At 73.2% G+C, this 19,409-nt stretch carries 17 protein-coding genes; 12 read left to right on the top strand and 5 right to left on the bottom strand.

Going from position 1 to position 19,409, the window contains the following annotated elements; translation table 11 throughout:
- Positions 1-41: 41 nt before the first annotated feature.
- On the bottom strand, positions 42-1,247 hold the full coding sequence (locus J1M41_RS08280; RefSeq protein ID WP_206451542.1) for a 5-(carboxyamino)imidazole ribonucleotide synthase: 1,206 nt from the start codon (positions 1,245-1,247) through the stop codon (positions 42-44).
- Between the two features lie 162 nt (positions 1,248-1,409).
- Between J1M41_RS08280 and J1M41_RS08275 the strand changes: the two genes are divergently transcribed.
- The gene (locus J1M41_RS08275; protein WP_206451541.1) at positions 1,410-1,970 is read left to right on the top strand and encodes a GtrA family protein; all 561 of its coding nucleotides are present in this window, start codon (positions 1,410-1,412) and stop codon (positions 1,968-1,970) included.
- 27 nt (positions 1,971-1,997) lie between these two features.
- Here J1M41_RS08275 and J1M41_RS12260 read toward each other — a convergent pair whose 3' ends face one another.
- Positions 1,998-2,621 (bottom strand): hypothetical protein, encoded by a 624-nt coding sequence (locus J1M41_RS12260; RefSeq protein ID WP_020628242.1) that lies wholly within the window; start codon positions 2,619-2,621, stop codon positions 1,998-2,000.
- 171 nt (positions 2,622-2,792) lie between these two features.
- On the opposite strand from J1M41_RS12260, the gene J1M41_RS08265 reads away from it, so the two are divergent.
- Complete coding sequence (locus tag J1M41_RS08265; protein WP_069941647.1) at positions 2,793-3,314, top strand: WhiB family transcriptional regulator; 522 nt, start codon at positions 2,793-2,795, stop codon at positions 3,312-3,314.
- 55 nt (positions 3,315-3,369) lie between these two features.
- Here J1M41_RS08265 and J1M41_RS08260 read toward each other — a convergent pair whose 3' ends face one another.
- Positions 3,370-3,915, bottom strand: coding sequence for a hypothetical protein (locus J1M41_RS08260; protein ID WP_241247857.1), 546 nt, complete (start codon positions 3,913-3,915; stop codon positions 3,370-3,372).
- Positions 3,916-3,977: 62 nt separating this feature from the next.
- On the opposite strand from J1M41_RS08260, the gene J1M41_RS08255 reads away from it, so the two are divergent.
- The 3 genes from J1M41_RS08255 to J1M41_RS08245 are packed head-to-tail and all read left to right on the top strand — an operon-like array spanning position 3,978 to position 7,153.
- Positions 3,978-4,280: a DUF3499 family protein gene (locus J1M41_RS08255; RefSeq protein WP_206451593.1), complete on the top strand. Its 303-nt coding sequence runs from the start codon at positions 3,978-3,980 to the stop codon at positions 4,278-4,280.
- 45 nt (positions 4,281-4,325) lie between these two features.
- Positions 4,326-5,885 carry an adenosylhomocysteinase gene (gene ahcY, locus J1M41_RS08250; RefSeq protein WP_230282266.1) on the top strand — a complete coding sequence of 520 codons (1,560 nt, stop codon included), beginning with the start codon at positions 4,326-4,328 and terminating at the stop codon, positions 5,883-5,885.
- Positions 5,886-5,932: 47 nt separating this feature from the next.
- On the top strand, positions 5,933-7,153 hold the full coding sequence (locus tag J1M41_RS08245) for a TIGR01906 family membrane protein (RefSeq protein WP_206451539.1): 1,221 nt from the start codon (positions 5,933-5,935) through the stop codon (positions 7,151-7,153).
- Positions 7,154-7,224: 71 nt separating this feature from the next.
- Here J1M41_RS08245 and J1M41_RS08240 read toward each other — a convergent pair whose 3' ends face one another.
- Together J1M41_RS08240 and J1M41_RS08235 are read right to left on the bottom strand one after the other, a co-directional pair.
- Positions 7,225-9,063, bottom strand: coding sequence for an AMP-dependent synthetase/ligase (locus tag J1M41_RS08240; RefSeq protein ID WP_206451538.1), 1,839 nt, complete (start codon positions 9,061-9,063; stop codon positions 7,225-7,227).
- A gap of 66 nt (positions 9,064-9,129) precedes the next feature.
- Complete coding sequence (locus tag J1M41_RS08235; RefSeq protein WP_342214089.1) at positions 9,130-10,653, bottom strand: phospholipid carrier-dependent glycosyltransferase; 1,524 nt, start codon at positions 10,651-10,653, stop codon at positions 9,130-9,132.
- A 110-nt stretch (positions 10,654-10,763) separates the two neighbouring features.
- Here J1M41_RS08235 and rsmI point away from each other — a divergent pair, with 110 nt between their 5' ends.
- From rsmI to J1M41_RS08200, 7 genes are all read left to right on the top strand, one after another.
- Entirely contained in the window at positions 10,764-11,621 is an 858-nt protein-coding gene (gene rsmI, locus J1M41_RS08230; protein WP_206451537.1) for a 16S rRNA (cytidine(1402)-2'-O)-methyltransferase, read from the top strand.
- 135 nt (positions 11,622-11,756) lie between these two features.
- Positions 11,757-12,503 (top strand): hypothetical protein, encoded by a 747-nt coding sequence (locus tag J1M41_RS08225; protein WP_206451536.1) that lies wholly within the window; start codon positions 11,757-11,759, stop codon positions 12,501-12,503.
- Between the two features lie 599 nt (positions 12,504-13,102).
- Positions 13,103-14,590 (top strand): NAD-dependent succinate-semialdehyde dehydrogenase, encoded by a 1,488-nt coding sequence (locus J1M41_RS08220; protein ID WP_065573326.1) that lies wholly within the window; start codon positions 13,103-13,105, stop codon positions 14,588-14,590.
- A gap of 66 nt (positions 14,591-14,656) precedes the next feature.
- Positions 14,657-15,610 (top strand): TatD family hydrolase, encoded by a 954-nt coding sequence (locus J1M41_RS08215; protein WP_206451535.1) that lies wholly within the window; start codon positions 14,657-14,659, stop codon positions 15,608-15,610.
- A gap of 33 nt (positions 15,611-15,643) precedes the next feature.
- Entirely contained in the window at positions 15,644-17,455 is a 1,812-nt protein-coding gene (locus J1M41_RS08210; protein WP_206451534.1) for an ABC transporter ATP-binding protein, read from the top strand.
- A gap of 101 nt (positions 17,456-17,556) precedes the next feature.
- Complete coding sequence (rsmA, locus tag J1M41_RS08205) at positions 17,557-18,426, top strand: 16S rRNA (adenine(1518)-N(6)/adenine(1519)-N(6))-dimethyltransferase RsmA (RefSeq protein ID WP_342214088.1); 870 nt, start codon at positions 17,557-17,559, stop codon at positions 18,424-18,426.
- The coding region (locus J1M41_RS08200; protein WP_206451533.1) for a 4-(cytidine 5'-diphospho)-2-C-methyl-D-erythritol kinase at positions 18,423-19,409 on the top strand (987 nt) is incomplete at its 3' end. The genes rsmA and J1M41_RS08200, both read left to right, overlap by 4 nt.

Raw genomic sequence — 19,409 nt, 5'->3', positions numbered from 1 at the left:
GTGCCGTGTCGCCGGGCTGGAGGCGGTCTGGGGCGTGGCGGTCATGGGCGGGCCTCCGTCTCGGTGCCGGTGATGGGGGCGTCGTCGCGCAGGAGTGCGGCGGCGGACTCGGCGGTCCGCACGGCCTCCTCGAGGCTGAGGCCGTGGTCCGCGACGACGTTGACGTGACCGACCTTGCGGCCCGGACGCACGTCCTTGCCGTAGAGGTGGACCTTGGCCTGCGGGTGGGCGGCGAGGGCCGCGACGCTGCCGGCGTGCAGGTCCTCGCGGGCGCCGCCGAGGACGTTCTTCATCACGACGCCGGCCCCGCGGGGGGCCGTCTGACCCAGCGGCAGGTCGAGCACGGCGCGGACGTGCTGCTCGAACTGGCCGGTGACGGCGCCGTCCATGGACCAGTGGCCGGAGTTGTGGGGGCGCATGGCCAGCTCGTTCACCTGGAAGCCCGGGCCGACCCCCGGCGTCTCGAACAGCTCGACCGCGAGCATGCCGGTGACGTCCAGCTCCTCGGCGAGGCGGACGGCCGCGGCGGTCGCGGCCGCGGCGACGGCCGGGTCGAGGTCCTGGGCCGGGGCGACCACGAGGTCGCACACGCCGGCCACCTGGACCGAGTCGACGACGGGGTAGACGGCCACCTCACCGGAGGGGGTGCGCGCCACCTGCGCGGAGAGCTCACGGGAGAAGGGGACGAGGGCCTCGGCCAGCAGCGGGGCGATGCCGGCGCCGAGCCACGCGGCCAGGGTGCCGTCCGCGGCGGAGGCGCGGGCGTCGTCGGCGTCGTCGAGCTTGAGCACGCCCTTGCCGTCGTAGCCGCCGCGGGCGGTCTTGAGGATCATGGGCCAGCCGTGCTCGTCGCCGAAGGCGAGGACGGCCTCGAGGTCGTCGACCGGCGCCCACGCCGGGTTCGGCAGGCCCAGCCGCTCGACGGCGGCGCGCATGACCAGCTTGTCCTGCGCGTGCTGCAGCGCCTCGGGGCCGGGGCGCACGGCGACGCCGGCCTCCTGCAGGGCCCGCAGGTGCTCGGTGGGCACGTGCTCGTGGTCGAAGGTGACCACGTCCACCGTGGCCGCGAACGCGCGCAGGTCCGCCAGGTCCGCGTGGTCGCCGACCACGTGGGGGGCGACCTGGGCCGCTGACGCGTCCGGGGCCTCCGCGAGCACGCGGAAGGGCACGCCGAGCTCCGCGGCGGCGCCCGCCATCATGCGGGCCAGCTGCCCGCCACCGATCACACCGAGTCGAGGGGAAGTCACCCGCACAGGGTAGTCGGACCGGCTGAGGACTCCGTCACGGAGGGGCGGCCGATGCCGGGCCCGGGGAGGTCGCGCCCCGGGGGCGCGGCTACAGTGTTCCCCAGCCCTGCGCGGGTCCGCCCCGCGTGCACACCCCCGTCCCGAACCGAGGAGTCCACGCCCATGCTGTCCGATCTCTGGGGCCGCCTGACCGGGATGGTCTCCCTGCTGTGGCGGGAGGTGGCCAAGTTCGGCACCGTCGGTGCGGCCGCGTTCGTGGTGGACTCGCTCGTCTTCTGGTGGATGATGACCGGCCCGCTCGAGGGGTCCAACGTCAAGGCCAAGATCGTGGGCGGCGTCGTCGCCACCCTGTTCAGCTGGGTCGCCAACCGCTACTGGACGTTCCGGGACAAGCGCTCCTCGAACAAGACGCGCGAGCTCGTGATGTTCCTGATCATGAACGCGATCGGGCTGGGCATCCAGGCCGGCTGCGTGGCGATCGCGCAGTATCTGATGGGCGTGACCGACCCGACCGGCCTGTTCATCGCCGGCAACGTGATCGGCCTGTTCTTCGGCACCGTGTTCCGCTACTTCGCCTACCGGTTCTGGGTGTTCAAGGAGGAGCTGGACGTGGAGCCCGGCTTCGCCAACGACCTCGCGATCATCACCGGCCAGATGCCCCTGCTGCGCGACGACCAGCTGCCTGCGCACGGCCGGCACCGCACCCCCGACGCCGGGGTCTGAGCGCCCCGGCCTGACCCCGCCGCCCCGTCAGGGGCGCACGGTCACCGCCCGGCCCGCGTCCCACGCCTCCAGCGCGGCCCGCACTCCCGCCCACGTCAGGCGGGGGCGCGGGCCGTCGTCGTCCGGGGCGACGTCGGCCCCGGCCGGGATCGACGCGGGCCGCACGTGGTCCACGGGGCCGGGCAGGGCGTCCGGCTGGGCGCGGATCTCGGCGGCCACGTCCACGACGGCCGGGTCGACGGCTGGGCCGTCGAACTCGGGCTCGAGGCCGCGCGGCAGGGCGACGGCGAACACGGCCACGGACGGGTCCGGCCACGCCTCGGGCCGGTCCGTGAGGACGGCGGCGGGGGAGTCGCCCTCGAGGGCGGGCTCGGCCTCGGCGCAGAGCACGCCGAGGGCGAGGGCGTGGGAGAGCCAGTGGACGGGCAGGTCCAGGGCGACGGCGTCGCCCGCGCCGATGCCCTCGGCGCCGAGCAGGCCCGCGAACTTGGCGGCCCAGTTCACGGTCACACGGCCCGAGAGCTCGATGCGCTGGTCCACCGCGCCGGGCTCGTCCGGGGCCCCCGGCTCCTGGACGAGCGCGGGCCGCGGGGAGGAGGCGAGGCGGAGCACGAGGGGGCCGGTGGACCGGGGTGCGGAGAGGGAGACCATGGGCCCAGTGTGGCACCCGCTCGGTTTGACTCGGCATGAATCACACCGATGTAATGAACCCGGGCCAACGGTCCCGCCAGGAGGGGCCCGCCGGCGTGCCCGGCACCCGCGCGGACCGCATGGTCACCCGGCCCACAGCCGCCACGTCGATCCCGGGAAGAGGCGTCACACATGGAGCAGACCCAGCGAGTCGAGGACGCGCACCGCGCCGATCCCGCGCCGGCGCCTCGTCCGCGGAGCGTCCCCAGCGACTGGTTCCTCGACCCCGCCGACCCGCAGGCCGGCGTCGCCGGCGCGAGCCTCGAGGATCAGGCGACCGCCTTCCTCACCGCCCACGACCTCGACGGCGAGACCGGCACCCCGGCCGCCACCGTCACCGCCCTCTTCCCCGGTGACGCGCGTCCGGTCGAGGCCGCGCCCGTCTCCGCCGACTGGGCCGCCATCCCGGGCGTGACCACCGAGCCCGTCGAGGGCGAGCTGGCCTGGCAGGCGGACGCCCTGTGCGCGCAGACGGACCCCGAGGCGTTCTTCCCGGAGAAGGGCGGCTCCACGCGGGACGCCAAGCGCGTGTGCGAGGCCTGCACCGTCAAGGACGCGTGCCTGGAGTACGCCATGGCGAACGACGAGCGCTTCGGCATCTGGGGCGGGCTCTCCGAGCGCGAGCGTCGCCGCCTGCGCCGCGCCCGCGCCTGACGCACGGCGCCCGTCCGTCGGGCGCGGTGCCCGGCGCGGACCGCCCGGTCCGGGCTCAGCCGCGGCCCCAGCTGGGGTCGAGCACCTGCGGGTCCACGCCCAGCGCGTCGGCGCAACGGCTCAGCGCCACCCCGTAGACGGCCCCCTCGAGGTCGGCCGGGTCGGCCGCGTCCCGCAGCGGCCGCTCGAACAGGGTGATCAGCACCCCGTCCCGGCCCTGCCGCTCGGCCCGCGCGAACAGCGCCTCCTCATCCCGTTCCCGGCTGGCGTGCAGCTCGCGCAGCCGCTCGTCGAGCCGGTCCGGGATGCGCTCCACCCGCGCGGTCACGTGCCGCAGCCCGGGCGCGTCCAGGGAGCCCAGCCGGTCCACCGCCTTCTCGACGGCGGTCAGCAGCGCCTCGCTCCGGCCCCGCTCCGAGCGCGCACCGAACGGGCGCGGATGCCGCAGTCCTCGGCCACGGCGGTCCCGGACGCCGCGCCCCGCGGGGGAGGAGGCGCCGGCCTCGACCGGGCCGCCCTCGACGCCCGGCTCGGCCCCCGCGGCGTCGCCCGCCCGGAACGGCAGGGGGGCGAGGGGATCGGGGGAGTCGGACGCGGTCATGCGCGCCATGGTAGGCCACCGCCCCGGGCCGTCCGCCGAGTAGGGTGGCGGGCGTGGGACCCATGCGACGCTGCAGCAAGACCGGATGCCAGAGCCCTGCCCTGGCCACGCTGACGTACAACTACGCGGACTCGCAGGTGGTCATCGGGCCCCTGTCGCGCCGGGCGGAGCCGCACACGTACGACCTCTGCGGCGAGCACGCTCGGCGCACCACGGCCCCGCGCGGCTGGGAGGTGCTGCGGCTGGAGCTGCCCGAGCACTACGAGGCCGTCGACGCGGACGGCGGCGTGTGCACGGTCCCCACCCGGCCCATGGCCGTCCCGCCGGCCCGTCCCGGGCTGCGCGTGGTGCGTGACGGGGACTGACGCGGCGCGTCTCGTGCCGTCCGGGGCCTCGCTAGGCTGGAGGGCATGACTGAGACCTCCGCAGAGTTCCGCACCCCCGACGTCGACCCGGCCTTCGCCAACCGCACCACCGTGCCCGGTGCCTCGTTCGACTTCACGGTCCGGGACCTGTCCCTGGCCGAGGCGGGCCGCCACCAGATCCGCCTGGCCGAGCACGAGATGCCGGGGCTGATGTCCCTGCGCGAGGAGTACGGGGAGGCCCAGCCGCTCAAGGGCGCCCGCATCGCCGGCTCCCTGCACATGACCGTGCAGACCGCCGTGCTCATCGAGACCCTCATCGCCCTCGGCGCCGAGGTCCGGTGGGCCTCCTGCAACATCTTCTCCACGCAGGACGAGGCCGCCGCCGCCGTCGTCGTGGGCTCGGGCACCCCCGAGGACCCGCAGGGCGTGCCGGTGTTCGCCTGGAAGAACGAGTCCCTCGAGGACTACTGGTGGACCGCCTCGCAGATCCTCACCTGGCCGGGCGCGGACGAGGATCCGGAGCGCGGCCCCAACATGATCCTGGACGACGGCGGCGACGCCACCCTGCTGGTGCACAAGGGCGTCGAGTTCGAGGCCGCGGGCGCCGTGCCCAGCGCCACCGAGGACGATCCCGAGGAGTACCGGATCATCCTCGAGACGCTGCGCCGCTCGCTGGCCCGCGACCCGCAGCACTGGACCCGCACCGCCGGCAGCCTGCGCGGCGTCTCCGAGGAGACCACCACGGGCGTGCTGCGCCTCTACCAGCTGGCGCAGGAGGGCCGCCTGCTCTTCCCGGCGATCAACGTGAACGACGCCGTGACCAAGTCCAAGTTCGACAACAAGTACGGCATCCGCCACTCCCTGCCGGACGGCATCATGCGCGCCACGGACGTGCTGATCGGCGGCAAGGTCGCCGTGGTCTGCGGCTACGGCGACGTCGGCAAGGGTGCCGCCGAGGCCCTGCGCGGCCAGGGTGCCCGCGTGATCGTCACGGAGATCGACCCGATCTGCGCGCTGCAGGCCGCGATGGACGGCTACCAGGTGGCCCGCCTCGAGGACGTGGTGGGCGAGGGCGACATCTTCGTCACCACCACCGGCGGCAAGGACATCATCATGGCCGAGCACATGGCCGCCATGAAGGACAAGGCCATCGTGGGCAACGTCGGCCACTTCGACAACGAGATCGACATGGCCGGCCTGGCCCGCATCCCCGGCGTCGTGAAGACGGAGATCAAGCCGCAGGTCCACGAGTGGACCCTGGACGGCGGCACGGAGGCCGAGCGCAGCATCATCGTGCTCTCCGAGGGTCGCCTGCTGAACCTCGGCAACGCCACCGGCCACCCCTCGTTCGTGATGAGCGCGTCCTTCACCAACCAGGTGATGGCGCAGATCGAGCTCTTCGGCGGCTCCACGGGCACCGGCGCCCTGACCGGCGAGCACTACGAGAAGCGCGTCTACACGCTGCCCAAGGTGCTGGACGAGAAGGTCGCCCGCCTGCACCTGGACGCCCTCGGCGTCGGGCTGACCGAGCTGACCAAGGCCCAGGCCGAGTACCTCGGCGTGGACGTGGCCGGCCCCTACAAGGCCGACCACTACCGCTACTGATCCCCGGCGCCCGCGGGCGGACGGACCCACTCGAGAGAGGCACGAGCATGGCTTCCCATCAGGCCGGCCGCGGGCGCGACGAGCGCGCCGGGGCGGAGGACTTCGAATCCGGGCTGGACTACGGCGCGTTCGTCGAGGACGACGCCGCCGACGATCCGAACCGCACCCAGGCGCTGCCCGCCATGGGCCGGGACGACGACGGCGGCGCCCAGCACACCTCGGCGCTCAGCCCCGAGGACCTCGCCGCGCTGCGCGGCGGGGACGCGGCGGCCGCGGACCGACGCGACGCCGGCCGCCCGGTCGCGGACGCCGACCGCGACATCGTCGCCTCCCGGGCCGTGCCCGAGGGCGACCGGCGGCCGCTGCCCGGCGCCGACGAGCTCGGCCCGCTGAGCGCCGCCGTCGGGGCCCGCCCGGCGGGGTCGAGCACAGCCGCCCCGGTCGACCGCTACCCCGAGGACGGCACCGCCGCCCCCGCGGCGCAGGCGGCGGCCCTGCAGGGCCCCACGCCGGAGGAGCGCGCGCGCCTGCCCAAGGCGGGTCCGCGCCTGGCGCAGGTGCTGCTGGCGATCCTCGCCCCGCTCGCCCTGCTGCTGGCCGCCGTCCGCCTCGTGGCGAGCCCGGTGTTCCTGTGGCTGGAGTACCACCGGCCCGGGTTCCCCGCGGACCGGTTCGGCTTCACCCTCGCCGACCGCATGCACTACGGCTCCGCCGGGCTGGACTACGTGACCAACCTGGCCGGGCCGCGGTACCTCAGCAGCCTCACGCACCAGGGCGCGCCGCTGTTCACCGAGGTCGAGGTCGACCACATGACGGACGTGAAGACCGTGCTGTGGATCGCCGCCGCGGCGCTCGTGGTGCTCGTGGTGGTGTGCGCCCTGCTCATCGCGTCCCTGCTGCGCACCAGCCCCGGCGGGGTGCGCCGCGCCCTGTTCGCCGGCGCCGTGTGGCTGCCGCTCGCGGTGATCGCGCTGGCGGTCCTGGCGGTGCTGGGCTGGGAGACGTTCTTCGCCGGGTTCCACTCGCTGTTCTTCGCGGACGGCACGTGGATGTTCTCCGTGCGGGACGCCCTCATCCGCCTCTACCCCGAGCAGTTCTGGGTGGATGCGGCCGTGGTGGTCGGGCTGGTGACCCTGCTGGCGTCCCTCGTGACGCTCGTGCTCACGTGGCCCACGCGCCGCCGTCGTGAGCTGAGCGCGGACCGCCGCGAGCAGCTGCTGCGCACCCGCCTGCGGTGGGCCCGGGAGGACGACGCCGTGGTGCGCTGACCGCCGCCGGACGGGAACGGGCCGGGAGGACGAGGCGTCCTCCCGGCCCGTCGTCGTCCGGGGGCGCGGGGTCAGCGACGGTAGAGGGCCTCGACGTCCTCGGCGTGGTCCTCGATCACCTGGGCCCGCTTGAGCTTCTGGGACTGGGTGACGTGCCCGGAGTCCTCGGTGAACGGGTGGTCCAGGATGCGGAAGCGGCGGATGGACTCGGCACGGGAGACGCCCGCGTTGACCTGGTCCACCGCCTCCTGGATCGAGGCCAGCACGGTGGGGTCCGTCGCGGCCTCGGCCGGAGTGAGGCTGAGCTCGCGGTCCAGGGCCCACTGGGTGAAGGCCTCGGTGTCCAGGGTGATGAGGGCGCCCACGAACGGGCGGTTCTCGCCGACCACCACGACGTGCTCGATGAGCCGGTGCTGGCGCAGCGCCTCCTCCATGGGCGTGGGGTACACGTTCTTGCCGCCGGCGGTGATGATCACGTCCTTCTTGCGGCCGGTGATCCGCAGGAAGCCGTGCTCGTCCAGCGCACCGATGTCCCCGGTGCGGAAGAAGTCGTCCTCCATCGCCTCCGCCGACGCCTTCGGCATGCCGTGGTAGCCGTCGAACACCACGGGGCCGCGGATGAGGATCTCGCCGTCCTCGGCGATCTTCACCGTCACCCCGGCCACGGGCAGGCCCACGGTGCCCACGCGGTGCGCGCCGGGGATGTTCACGGTGGCCGGCGCGGTGGTCTCCGTGAGGCCGTAGCCCTCCACGATCGGAATGCCGGCGCCGCGGAAGAAGTGCACCAGCTCCGGGGAGAGGGCGGACGCGCCGGACACGCACGAGATCACCTCGCCGCCGAGGGCCTCCCGGATCTTGCGGTAGACCAGCCGGTCGAACAGCGCACGCCGGGCGCGCAGCAGGACCGAAGGCCCGGGGCCGTCCCCGAACTCGGCCTCGTCCACGGCCGTGGACCACTCGATGGCGGTGCGCTTGGCGGCCGCGTAGATCCGCCCGGTGCCGCCCTTCTGGGCCTTGGCCTCGATGCCGGCCTCGACCTTCTCGAACACGCGCGGCACGGCCAGCAGCCACGTGGGGTGGAAGGAGGCGAGGTCGTCGAGCAGCGTGGCCGGGGAGCCGGAGTGGGCCACCTGGATGCGGGCGTACAGGCAGATGACCTGGACGGCGTGGGCGAGCACGTGGGCCAGCGGGAGGAAGAGCAGGGTGCGCGACGTCGTCGTCTCCGGGGACCACTGGACCACCTCGCGCGCGAAGTGCAGCACGTTGATGGCCGCGCCCACGAAGTTGCCGTGCGTGATCACGGCGCCCTTCGGGCGGCCGGTGGTGCCGGAGGTGTAGACGATCGAGGCGGGGCTGGCGAGGGTCGCCAGCGAGCGGGCGTGCTCGACCGCGTCGTCCGACACGAACGCGCCGGCCTCGGCCAGCTCCGCCAGCCCCGCGTCCGTCAGCGGGAACGTCGCCACGTCCACGCCCGCGTGCCCGGCGGCCTCGGCGACGCGCTCGCCGAGCTCCTCGCTGCCGACGGCGACCACCCGCAGCCCCGAGTCCGTGACGATGTGCTCCACCTGGTGGGCGGAGGAGGTCTCGTAGATCGGCACGGAGACGGCGCCGGCGAACCACACGGCCTGGTCGAGGACGGCCCACGCGTAGGAGGTGGGGGAGAACAGGCCCACCCGGTCCCCGGGCTGGACGCCGCGGGCGATGAGGCCGGCCGCCACGGCGCGCACCTGGGTGAGGAACGCGGTGAAGTGGACGTCCACCCAGCCGCCCGCGCCGTTGCGCACGGCGTACACGGGGGCGTCCGGCCGGTTGGCACAGGAGGTGACGATCAGGTCCGTGATGTTGGAGTCCGCCGGCGGCATGCCGACGAGCTCGGTGGCGGACTCATGGACGGGGCTCTGGTTCTGCACGGTCCGAGGGTATCCATTCCGGGCGTGCGGCGCGCGGTCGGCACACCCGCGCCCGGGACGCGGCCGTCAGATCCAGCTGCTGAACCACATCCGCCAGCGCCACTGGTCGTACGAGATGACGTCGCCGATCCAGACGGGCAGGAAGAACAGGGACACGGCGACGGCGATCGTCACGTACGCCAGCACCAGGGCCGAGCCCCAGCGGGGCCCGGGCCGGCGACCCGGCCGCAGCAGCAGCGAGAGCGCCAGGGCGATCATCATCACGAAGAAGGGCTCATAGGCGATCGTGTAGAAGAAGAACATGGTCCGCTCGGGCCACAGGAACCACACCAGCTGCCCGGCCACGTAGGCGCTGAGCAGGGCGCCGGCCCGCCAGTCCCGGTGGCGCACCAGCAGCCACACGCACACGAGGACGGCGGCCAGGCCCGTCCACCACACGAACGGGTTGGCGATGTCCGTGATGGCCGCCGAGCACGCGCCCGCGGCGTCCGCCGGGCAGATCCCCTCGCCGGGCTCTGCACCCTCGTAGTAGTAGCTCACGGGCCGGCCCATGAACGGCCAGGTCCACGGGTTGGCGGCGTAGTCGTGGGGGCTGGTGAGGCCCTGGTGGAAGGTCGTGGACTCCACGTGGTAGTGCCACAGGGAGCGCAGCGGACCGGGGACCAGCCCGGCGAGCAGGCCCTCCGGCGGGTTGTCCCGGTGCCAGTCCCGGTAGTAGCCGCCCTCCGTGACGAACCAGCCGGTCCACGAGGCCAGGTAGGCGACCAGGCCGCCGCCCACCACGGCCACGAACGCGTACAGGCCGTCCTTCTCGACGCCGGCCCACGCCCAGTGCCGCACCCCGGCGGTCCGGCGCGCGGACATGTCCCACAGGACCGTGAGCAGGCCGAAGGCCGCCATGAACGCCAGCCCGGAGAGCTTCACGGCGCAGCCGGCGCCCAGCAGCACGCCTGCGAGCAGTCGCCACGGGCGCCAGCCGAGCCACGGCCCGCTGGCCAGGGCGTCGCGTCCTAACCGGGCGACGTCGTGGGCGAGCCGCTCCGCGAGCAGCCGCCGCCCGTGGACGCGGTCCGCCAGCAGGGCGGCGAAGGCCGCGAGCACGAAGAACGAGAGGAAGATGTCCAGCAGCCCGATGCGGGACATCACCAGGTGGTGGCCCTCCACGGCCAGCAGCAGCCCGGCGACCGCGCCCAGGGACACCGAGCGCAGCAGGTGCTGCGTGGCGAGGGCGACCAGCAGGACGGACAGCGTGCCGGCCACCGCGGCGCTGAACCGCCAGCCCACCCCGTTGTCCGGGCCGAACGCGAGCATGCCCAGGCCGATCAGCCACTTGCCCAGCGGCGGGTGCACCACGTAGGCGGCCCCCTCGAGCGGCTCCGCCTCGCCGCGCGCGAACGCGTCGTTGACGTCCTCGTCCCACCGCCGCTCGTAGCCGGACTCCAGGAGGGAGTAGGCGTCCTTGGGGTAGTAGGTCTCGTCGAAGATCAGCTGGTCCGGGTGGGCCAGGTTCGTGAACCGCAGGACGCCGGCGATCGCCGTGACCAGCAGCGGCAGGATCCAGTGCCACCGCGTCAGGGGTGCCGCACTCACCCCGAGGCGGGCACGGGCTCCATGCTAGGGGGACGGGTGGACGGCGAGACGTGCACGGTGACCGGGGCCGTAGGCTCGGGGCAGCCGTCCGTCCGTCGAAAGGTCGTCCCATGCCCGAGGGCCGCATCGTCCTGGCCGCCACCCCCATCGGCAACCTCGGGGACGCGTCCGCGCGCCTGCGTGAGCTGCTGGCGGAGGCGGACGTGATCGCCGCCGAGGACACCCGGACCGCGCGGCGCCTGTGCGCCGGACTGGGCGTCACCCCGACGGGCAGGGTGGTGGCCCATCACGAGCACAACGAGGCGGCCTCCACCCAGGGGCTGCTGGACCAGGTGCGGGGCGGTGCCACGGTGGCGGTGGTCTCGGACGCGGGCATGCCCACGGTCTCGGACCCGGGGTACCGGCTCGTGGCGGCCGCGGTGTCCGCAGGGCTGCCCGTGACCTGCGCGCCCGGCCCCTCCGCCGTGACCACCGCGCTCGCCCTCTCCGGCCTGCCGACGGACCGGTTCGCCTTCGACGGCTTCGTCCCCCGCAAGGACGGGGAACGACGGCGATGGCTCACCTCCCTGCTGGCCGAGGCGCGCACCGTGGTCGCCTTCGAGTCGCCGCAGCGTCTGGCGGACGCGCTGGCCGTCGTCGTGGAGGTCCTCGGACCGGAGCGGCCGGTGTGCGTGGCCCGCGAGCTCACCAAGCTGCACGAGGAGGTGGTGCGCGGCACCGCGGCCGAGGTGCATGCCTGGGCTGCGGAGCGGCACGCGGGGGAGGGGATCCGCGGGGAGATCGTGCTGGTGATCGGGCCGCCCGCGCCCGGCGCCGAGGGCGAGGCGTCCGAGGCGGACGCCGTCGCCGAGGTGGCGGTGCTGGTGGAGTCCGGCACCCGGCTCAAGGAGGCCGTGGCCGCGGTGGCCGGAGCCCACGGGATGCGGAGCCGGGAGCTCTACCAGGCGGTGCTCGCGGCCCGGGACTGACACGTCCCCGGCTGCACAGCCAGCAGCCGCCTACCGCGTGAACGGTCGATTCACAACGGGTCTCTCAAGCGTGAATAATTACAGCTTCCACGACTCGTCGGTTGTGGCAGGACCGCTACTATGTCAGAGTGCCTCATGCCTGTGGAGGTGCCCCAGGTCCTCAGAAGCGCCACGAAAGGCATTGGCATGGTCAACGAAACTCGAGTGATATCACGTCGGCAAGTAACCAAGGGTGTCACCTGGACTGTCCCTGCGATCGCTGCCACCGCCGCAGCCCCGGCCTTTGCTGTATCGAACGTTGGCGTGGTTGCCGGCGCAACTCTGTACGCGAACCCGCTCATGACGAAGTACGTCCAGGCGCAAAACGGTACGACCGCGCTCTATCTGAATGCCACACCGGGCGTGGGTATCCCCGATGCCACGGCCTGCCAATCCGTCCAGAACAAGAAGATCTCGATCGTCTACACGGCTCCTGCGGGCATCGTCGACTTCCGCAAGGTCCTGAACGCTCGGAAGGCCGGCACCCCCTACAACACCTACACGAACGGCAGCGTGGGCGACAGCAGGACCTTCTACACGTTGAAGGTCGGGGACCGCTTCGTGACCGGCACCAACCCCGCATACTGGGAAGTCACCAAGCTGGCCTCGGACGGGTCCTCCATCACCCTGACGTATTCAGCACCCATTACCGGCTGCTATTACTACGCACAGCCGTCATTCAATCCCTACTTCTGGGCCAAGGACGTGGCGTCCATGGTCAACCAGGTCCACCTCACCGCGTATATCGGCACGCAGCGCGTCGCGTTCGACACGGGGGCCGCGTCGAACGTTACCTGGTCTGCCGATCGCCTCGAGATCATCGGCCCCAAGACGACGAACTGACTCGAGTCTCTCTCAACCCACGTGTCAGCGAGGGGTGGCTGCAGCCTTCTGCAGCCACCCCTCGCTGCATTCCTGGGCGTTGCTCCCACCTGCTGGAGCCGCCACGAGCCGAGGGCTCGATGGAGTCGTCGGGTGTTCCACCCGGTGACCCAGTCCAGGATCGCGACCTCGATGGCGATCGCGGAGGGCCCTGGTGGCCCGTACCGGTTGCACCAGACCCTCAGTGTCTGCACGCCGACGCCGAGGTGTGGCGCGACAGCGCGGATCGACTCCCCTCTCGGAGCATCTTCGAGTCCCTGTCGGTCATGGGCAGTGCGACCGGCACGCTCACGTACCCCGGGACTGAGCGTCGCGGGCGCACGCCGCTTCTCCTCGCCGCGACTCAGAACGAAACCCCGATCGCTTCACCCCCACGGAGGTTCTCTCCGTCGTCACCGCGCAACGGTCGCCAACGTGCTGGTCGGGTGCAGCTAGGATCGACCGTGGAGCCCCTGCCAACCGCCGCCGGACGGCGTCGGAATACCCGTGGCCGTCCACCCGTTCCCCTGAGGGACGCGGGGCGTGCCGCCTCCGACCACCGACCCCGAAAGAGGTGCATCATGACCGTGACCGCTGAGCGCGAGAAGGCGCTGCTGGAGTCCGTCCCCACCGGCCTGCTGATCGACGGCGAGTGGCGAGATGCCTCCTCCGGCAAGACCTTCGACGTGAAGGACCCGGCCACCGGCAAGGTCATCGCGAGCCTGCAGGACGCGAACTCCGACGACGCCATGGCCGCCTTCGACGCCGCCTGCGCCGCGCAGGCCGACTGGGCCCGCACCCCGGCCAAGGAGCGCGCCGACATCCTGCGCCGCGCCTACGATCTGATCAACGAGCGCGCCGAGGACTTCGCGCTGCTGATGACCCTCGAGATGGGCAAGCCGCTCGCCGAGGCCCGCGGCGAGGTCACGTACGGCAACGGCTTCCTGCGCTGGTTCTCGGAGGAGGCCGGCCGCCACTACGGCCGCACCCTGACCGTGCCCGAGGGCACGCTGCGCATGCAGGTGCACCACCGCCCGGTGGGCCCGTGCCTGCTGATCACCCCGTGGAACTTCCCGCTGGCCATGGCCACCCGCAAGGTGGGCCCCGCCGTCGCCGCTGGCTGCACCATGGTCCTCAAGGCCGCCAAGCTGACCCCGCTGACCACCCAGCTGTTCGCGCAGGTGATGCAGGAGGCCGGCCTGCCCAAGGGCGTGCTCAACGTCGTGGCGGGCTCCTCCGCCTCGTCGATCTCCAGCCCGATCCTGCAGGACCGGCGCCTGCGCAAGGTGTCCTTCACCGGTTCCACGCCGGTCGGTGTGCGCCTCATGAAGGACGCGGCGGACAACGTGCTGCGCACCTCCATGGAGCTCGGCGGCAACGCCCCGCTCATCGTCTTCGAGGACGCGGACCTGGACGCCGCCGTCGAGGGTGCCTTCGCCGCGAAGATGCGCAACATGGGCGAGGCCTGCACCGCCGCCAACCGCTTCCTCGTGCACGAGGACGTGGCCGAGGAGTTCACGCAGAAGTTCGTGGCCAAGCTCGAGGCGCTCAAGCCCCTGCGCGGCACCGACCCGGAGTCCACCCTCGGCCCGATCGTGGACGAAGGCGCGCGCGACGACATCGACCAGCTCGTCCAGGACGCCGTGGCGGCCGGCGGCGAGGTGCTCACCGGCGGCCACAAGATCGAGGGCGACGGCTACTTCTACGCGCCGACCGCGATCAAGGTGGAGAAGGGCAACCCGATCCTCCAGCAGGAGATCTTCGGCCCGGTGGCCCCGATCGTGACCTTCTCCTCCGAGGAGGAGGCCATCGAGATGGCCAACGACACCGAGTACGGCCTCGCCTCCTACGTGTTCACGAAGGATCAGGCCCGGATGTACCGCGTGGCCGAGAGCATCGAGTTCGGCCTCATGGGCTACAACGTGGGCGTCATCTCCAACCCGGCCGCGCCGTTCGGCGGCGTGAAGCAGTCGGGCCTGGGCCGCGAGGGCGGCGCCGAGGGCATCGAGGAGTACACCTCGGTGCAGTACATCGGCATCGCCGACCCGTGGGCGGCCGCGAAGGCCTGACCTCTTCGCCGCGCCGCCCCCGAGGCGTGTCGGGGGGGCCGGGCTCGGCTCCCTAGAGTGGGGTGCATGGCCCACGCATCCGAGACCCCCCTCGCCTACCGTGCCCCCGCCCCGCAGCCGGACGACGACGGCGGCCCGCGCCGGGACGCCCACGAGGAGAAGTCGGGACGTCGGCGGCGCCTCGAGTACCCGCCCGCACCCGAGCCGCTGCCGGCGCCCGTCGTGGACAACCACACGCACCTCGACTTCCGCGACGGCCTGGTCCGCGTGGACGTCCACCAGGCGATGGACGCGGCGGAGGCCGTGGGCGTGACCGGGGCGGTCCAGGTGGGCTGCGACGTCGCCTCGGCCCGGTTCACGATCGCGGCGATCGAGGCCGAGCCCCGCCTGCTCGGGGCCGTGGCGCTGCACCCCAACGACGCGGCCCGCCTGGCCGAGCGTGGCGAGTTCGAGGAGGCGTTCGCGCAGATCGCGGAGCTCGCCCGCCACCCCCGCGTGCGCGCCGTCGGCGAGACGGGCCTCGACTACTTCCGGACGCAGGACGAGGCCGGCCACGCCGCGCAGCAGGAGTCCTTCCGCCGGCACATCCGACTCGCCCGCGAACTCGGCACGGCCCTGCAGATCCACGATCGGGACGCGCACGACGACGTCGTCCGGATCCTGCTCGAGGAGGCGGCCGACGGCGGGCTGCCCCCGCACGTGGTGTTCCACTGCTTCTCGGGCGGCCCCGACCTGGCCCGCACGTGCGCCGAGCACGGCTGGCACATGTCCTTCGCCGGTCCCGTCACCTTCAAGGCCAACGACGAGCTGCGCGAGGCGCTGCGGATCGCCCCGGCCGAGCTGCTGCTCGTGGAGACGGACGCGCCCTTCCTCACGCCGCATCCGCATCGGGGTCGCCCCAACGCGCCCTACCTGATCCCGCTGACCCTGCGGGGCATGGCGGAGACGCGCGGCGACGACGTGGACGCCCTCGCCCGCGCGGTGAGTGAGAACACCGCCCGGGTGTACGGCTCGTTCTAAGCCGATCCAGACCCGGCCCCTAGGATGGACGACGTGCTGACCCGACTCCTCAAAGCCCGGCTGCCCGAGGGAACGCAGTACCTGGTGGACCGCCCCATGCGGATCCGCCTCGTGTTCGTGGTCCTCGGGTCCCTCCTCGTGGCCGGCCTCGAGATGGTGGCGCTCGCCTCGATCCTCCCGCTGGTCAGCCTGCTGACCTCGGGGGAGCTGGGCTCCCCGGCGCTCGAAGGGCTGCTGGCCCGGTTCGGGGCCGTGACGGTGCCGGAGCAGACGGTGGCCTTCGCCGTCGTGATCGTGCTGGCCTTCCTGCTCAAGGCGATCCTGGTGCTCGCGTTCCGCTGGTGGACCATGGGGTTCACCAACCAGAACCTGATCCGCACGTCCGCCACGCTGCTGCGCTACTACCTGCGGGCCGACTACGGCCTGCACCTGACGCGCACTGTGGGCACCCTGGTCAACAACGTCACCGGCACCTCCAGCATGGCGTACACGGGCGTGGTGAACGCGTCCGTCACGTTCCTCACGGAGGCCGTGACGCTCGTCGCGGTGGCGGTCGTGGTGGGCGTCTCCATGCCGCTGACGGGGCTCGGGATGGCCCTGTACTTCCTCGCCGTCGCCTGGGTGATCAAGACCGTGATCCGCCGCCCGGCCTCCCGCCTGGGCTGGACCCTGGTGACCGCGGGGGAGCGGGCCAACACGGCGGCGCTGCAGGGCCTGGAGAACTACAAGGACGTGAAGATCCGCGGCAACGACTCGGCCTTCATGGAGGAGTACCGCGCGGCCCGCATGGAGAGCGCCGAAGCCACGCGGCTCAAGATGATCCTCACGATGATGCCGCGCTACGTGCTCGAGGTCGCCTTCGTGGCCGCCATCGCGGCGCTCGTGGCCGTGGCCTTCATCCAGGGCCGCGGCGGGGAGGCGTTCGGCTCGCTCGCCCTGCTCGCGATGGCCGGCTTCCGCGTGCTGCCGTCCATGGCCGCGCTCATGGCCACCACCAATGAGATCCGCACCTCCTGGCCGGCCTTCGAGCGCACGACGGCGGAGCTCGCCGCCGCGCAGCCGGTCCTGCACGCGGCGGACCGGCCCTACGAGCGCATCACGTTCGAGGAGTCCATCGAGGTGCGGGACGCGTCCTTCACCTACCCCGGCAAGGCCGAACCGGTCCTGCGCGACATCGACCTGCGCATCCCCTTCGGCTCCTCGTACGCCTTCGTGGGCGGCAGCGGTGCCGGCAAGACCACCCTGGTGGACCTGGTCATCGGCTTCCACCACGCCCAGCGCGGTGGGGTCTACGTGGACGGGGTGGAGCTCGAGGCCAACCCGCGCGGCTGGTGGGACAACGTGGCGTTCGTCCCGCAGTCCGTCACCGTGGTCAACGGGACGGTGCTGCACAACGTGCTCCTGGACGTCGAGGCCACCCAGACGGCGGACCGGGCCGAGGTGGAGCGCGTGCTGCGCGAAGCCCAGCTGGGCCAGTGGCTGGACGAGCTCCCCGACGGCCTGGACACCGTGATCGGCGAAGGGGCCGTGGGCGTCTCCGGCGGCCAGCGCCAGCGCCTGGGCATCGCGCGCGCGCTCTTCCGGCGCCCCCGCCTCCTCGTGCTCGACGAGGCGACGTCGGCCCTCGACAACCTCACGGAACGCCGGGTCACCGAGGTGATCGAGTCGCTGCGCGGCCGGATCACGGTCATCGTGGTCGCCCACCGTCTCTCCACGGTCAAGCGCTGCGATCAGATCGTGCTGATGGACCAGGGGCGGATCATCGGCCAGGGCACGTTCGCCGGGCTGCAGGAGACGAGCCCCGAGTTCCGCGAGCTCGTCCGGCTCGGTGACCTCTCCACCTGAGCGGACCCCGCGCCGCTGCGTCCCGGCTACCCCGTCCGGCGCCCCGATAGACTCGCGGGCATGGTCCAGCCCCCCCCGCCCCGCTGCTGAGCGCCGCGGACGTGCGGCGCATCGCCGCCGAGCTGGACCTGCGTCCCACCAAGCAGTGGGGCCAGAACTTCGTGATCGACCCGAACACGATCCGGCGCATCGTGCAGGCCGCGGACGTGACCGCGGACGAGCACGTGCTGGAGATCGGCCCCGGACTGGGCTCGCTCACCCTCGGCCTGCTGGACGCGGCCGCCGCCGTCACCGCCGTCGAGATCGACCCGGTCACCGCCGCCCGCCTGCCGCGCACCGCCGCCGAGTTCCGCCCCGGGGCCGAGGACGCCCTCGCGGTGCTGCACGCGGACGCCATGACGCTGAGCGAGCAGGCACTGGCCGAGGTCCGGCCCGCTGCCGCCGCCGGCGGCCCCACCGCGCTCGTGGCGAACCTGCCCTACAACGTGGCCGTGCCCGTGCTGCTGCACGCGCTCGCGGTCCTGCCGGGGCTGCGGCACGGCCTGGTGATGGTGCAGGAGGAGGTCGCGGACCGTCTCGCGGCCGGGCCCGGCTCCAAGGTCTACGGCGTCCCGTCCGCCAAGGCGGCGTGGTACGCGGACGTGCGCAAGGCGGGCACCATCGGCACCCAGGTGTTCTGGCCCGCTCCGCGCATCCACTCCGGGCTGGTCGCCTTCACCCGGCGCGAGCCGCCGGCGGGCCGCACGTCCCGCCGGGAGGTCTTCGCCGTGGTGGACGCCGCCTTCGCCCAGCGCCGCAAGACCCTGCGCGCCGCGCTCGCCTCCTGGGCGGGGTCACCGCAGGCGGCGGAGGACGCCCTGGTGGCCGCCGCCGTGGACCCACGCGCCCGCGGAGAGGCCCTGGACATCGCGGCCTTCGCGCGGATCGCCGAGCACGGCCCGCGGCGTGCGGCGGAGGAGGTGGTTGCATGACGACGGAGGACCTCGGCCTCGACCCCACGGCCCGGCACGTCACGGTCAGCGCCCCCGGCAAGGTGAACCTGTCCCTGCGGGTGGGACCCCCCGGCGCGGACGGCTACCACCCCGTGGCCACCGTGTACCTGGCCGTCAGCCTGCGGGAGACCGTCACGGCGATCGCGCGCACGGACGGGAGGATCACCGTCGGCCCGTCGGGCCGCCACATCAGTCTGGTGGACACCCAGGACGTGCCCTGGGACGAGCGCAACCTCGCGCACCGCGCCGCCGCACACCTGCGGCGCACCCTCGGGCTCGATCCTGACACCCACGGCGTCCACCTCGAGGTCGCCAAGCAGGTCCCGGTCGCGGGCGGCATGGGCGGCGGCTCCGCCGACGCGGCCGCCGCGCTGCTCGCGTGCAGCGCCCTGTGGGAGACCGGGCACACCCGCGCCGAGCTCGCCGAGCTGGCCGCCCCGCTGGGCGCGGACGTGCCCTTCAGCGTGCTGGGCGGCGCCGCCGTCGGGCTCGGGACCGGGGCGGAGCTGACCCCCGTCGCGGCCCGCACCCCGGTGCACCTCGTCCTCGTCCCGGCGGACGCCGGGCTGTCCACCCCCGTGGTGTTCCAGACCCTGGACGAGCTGCGCCGGGAGGGTCACCTGCCCGACGGGCCGGCGCGCCCGGAGGTGAACGAGGCCGTCCTGCGGGCCCTCACCGCGGCGGACCCGCTCGAACTCGCCACCGCCATGGACAACGACCTGCAGACCCCGGCCGTCGTCCTGTTCCCCGAGCTCTCGGACGTCCTCGATCTCGGCCTGGACGAGGGCGCGCTGCGCGGCATGGTCTCCGGCTCCGGCCCCACCCTGCTCTTCGTGGCGCAGGACGAGGCCTCCGCGCTGCGGCTGGCCTCGGCCATCGAGGAGCGCACGGGCGTGCGCGCCCTCCCCGTCCACGGCCCCTCTCTCTTATACACATCTCCGAGCCCACGAGACGGAGCTACC

It is taken from the genome of Micrococcus sp. KRD096, assembly GCF_017168495.1.
Taxonomy (GTDB): Bacteria; Actinomycetota; Actinomycetes; order Actinomycetales; family Micrococcaceae; genus Micrococcus; species Micrococcus luteus.
Note: the sequence above shows the minus strand (reverse complement) of the source record. Positions and strands in the feature narration are given on the sequence as shown.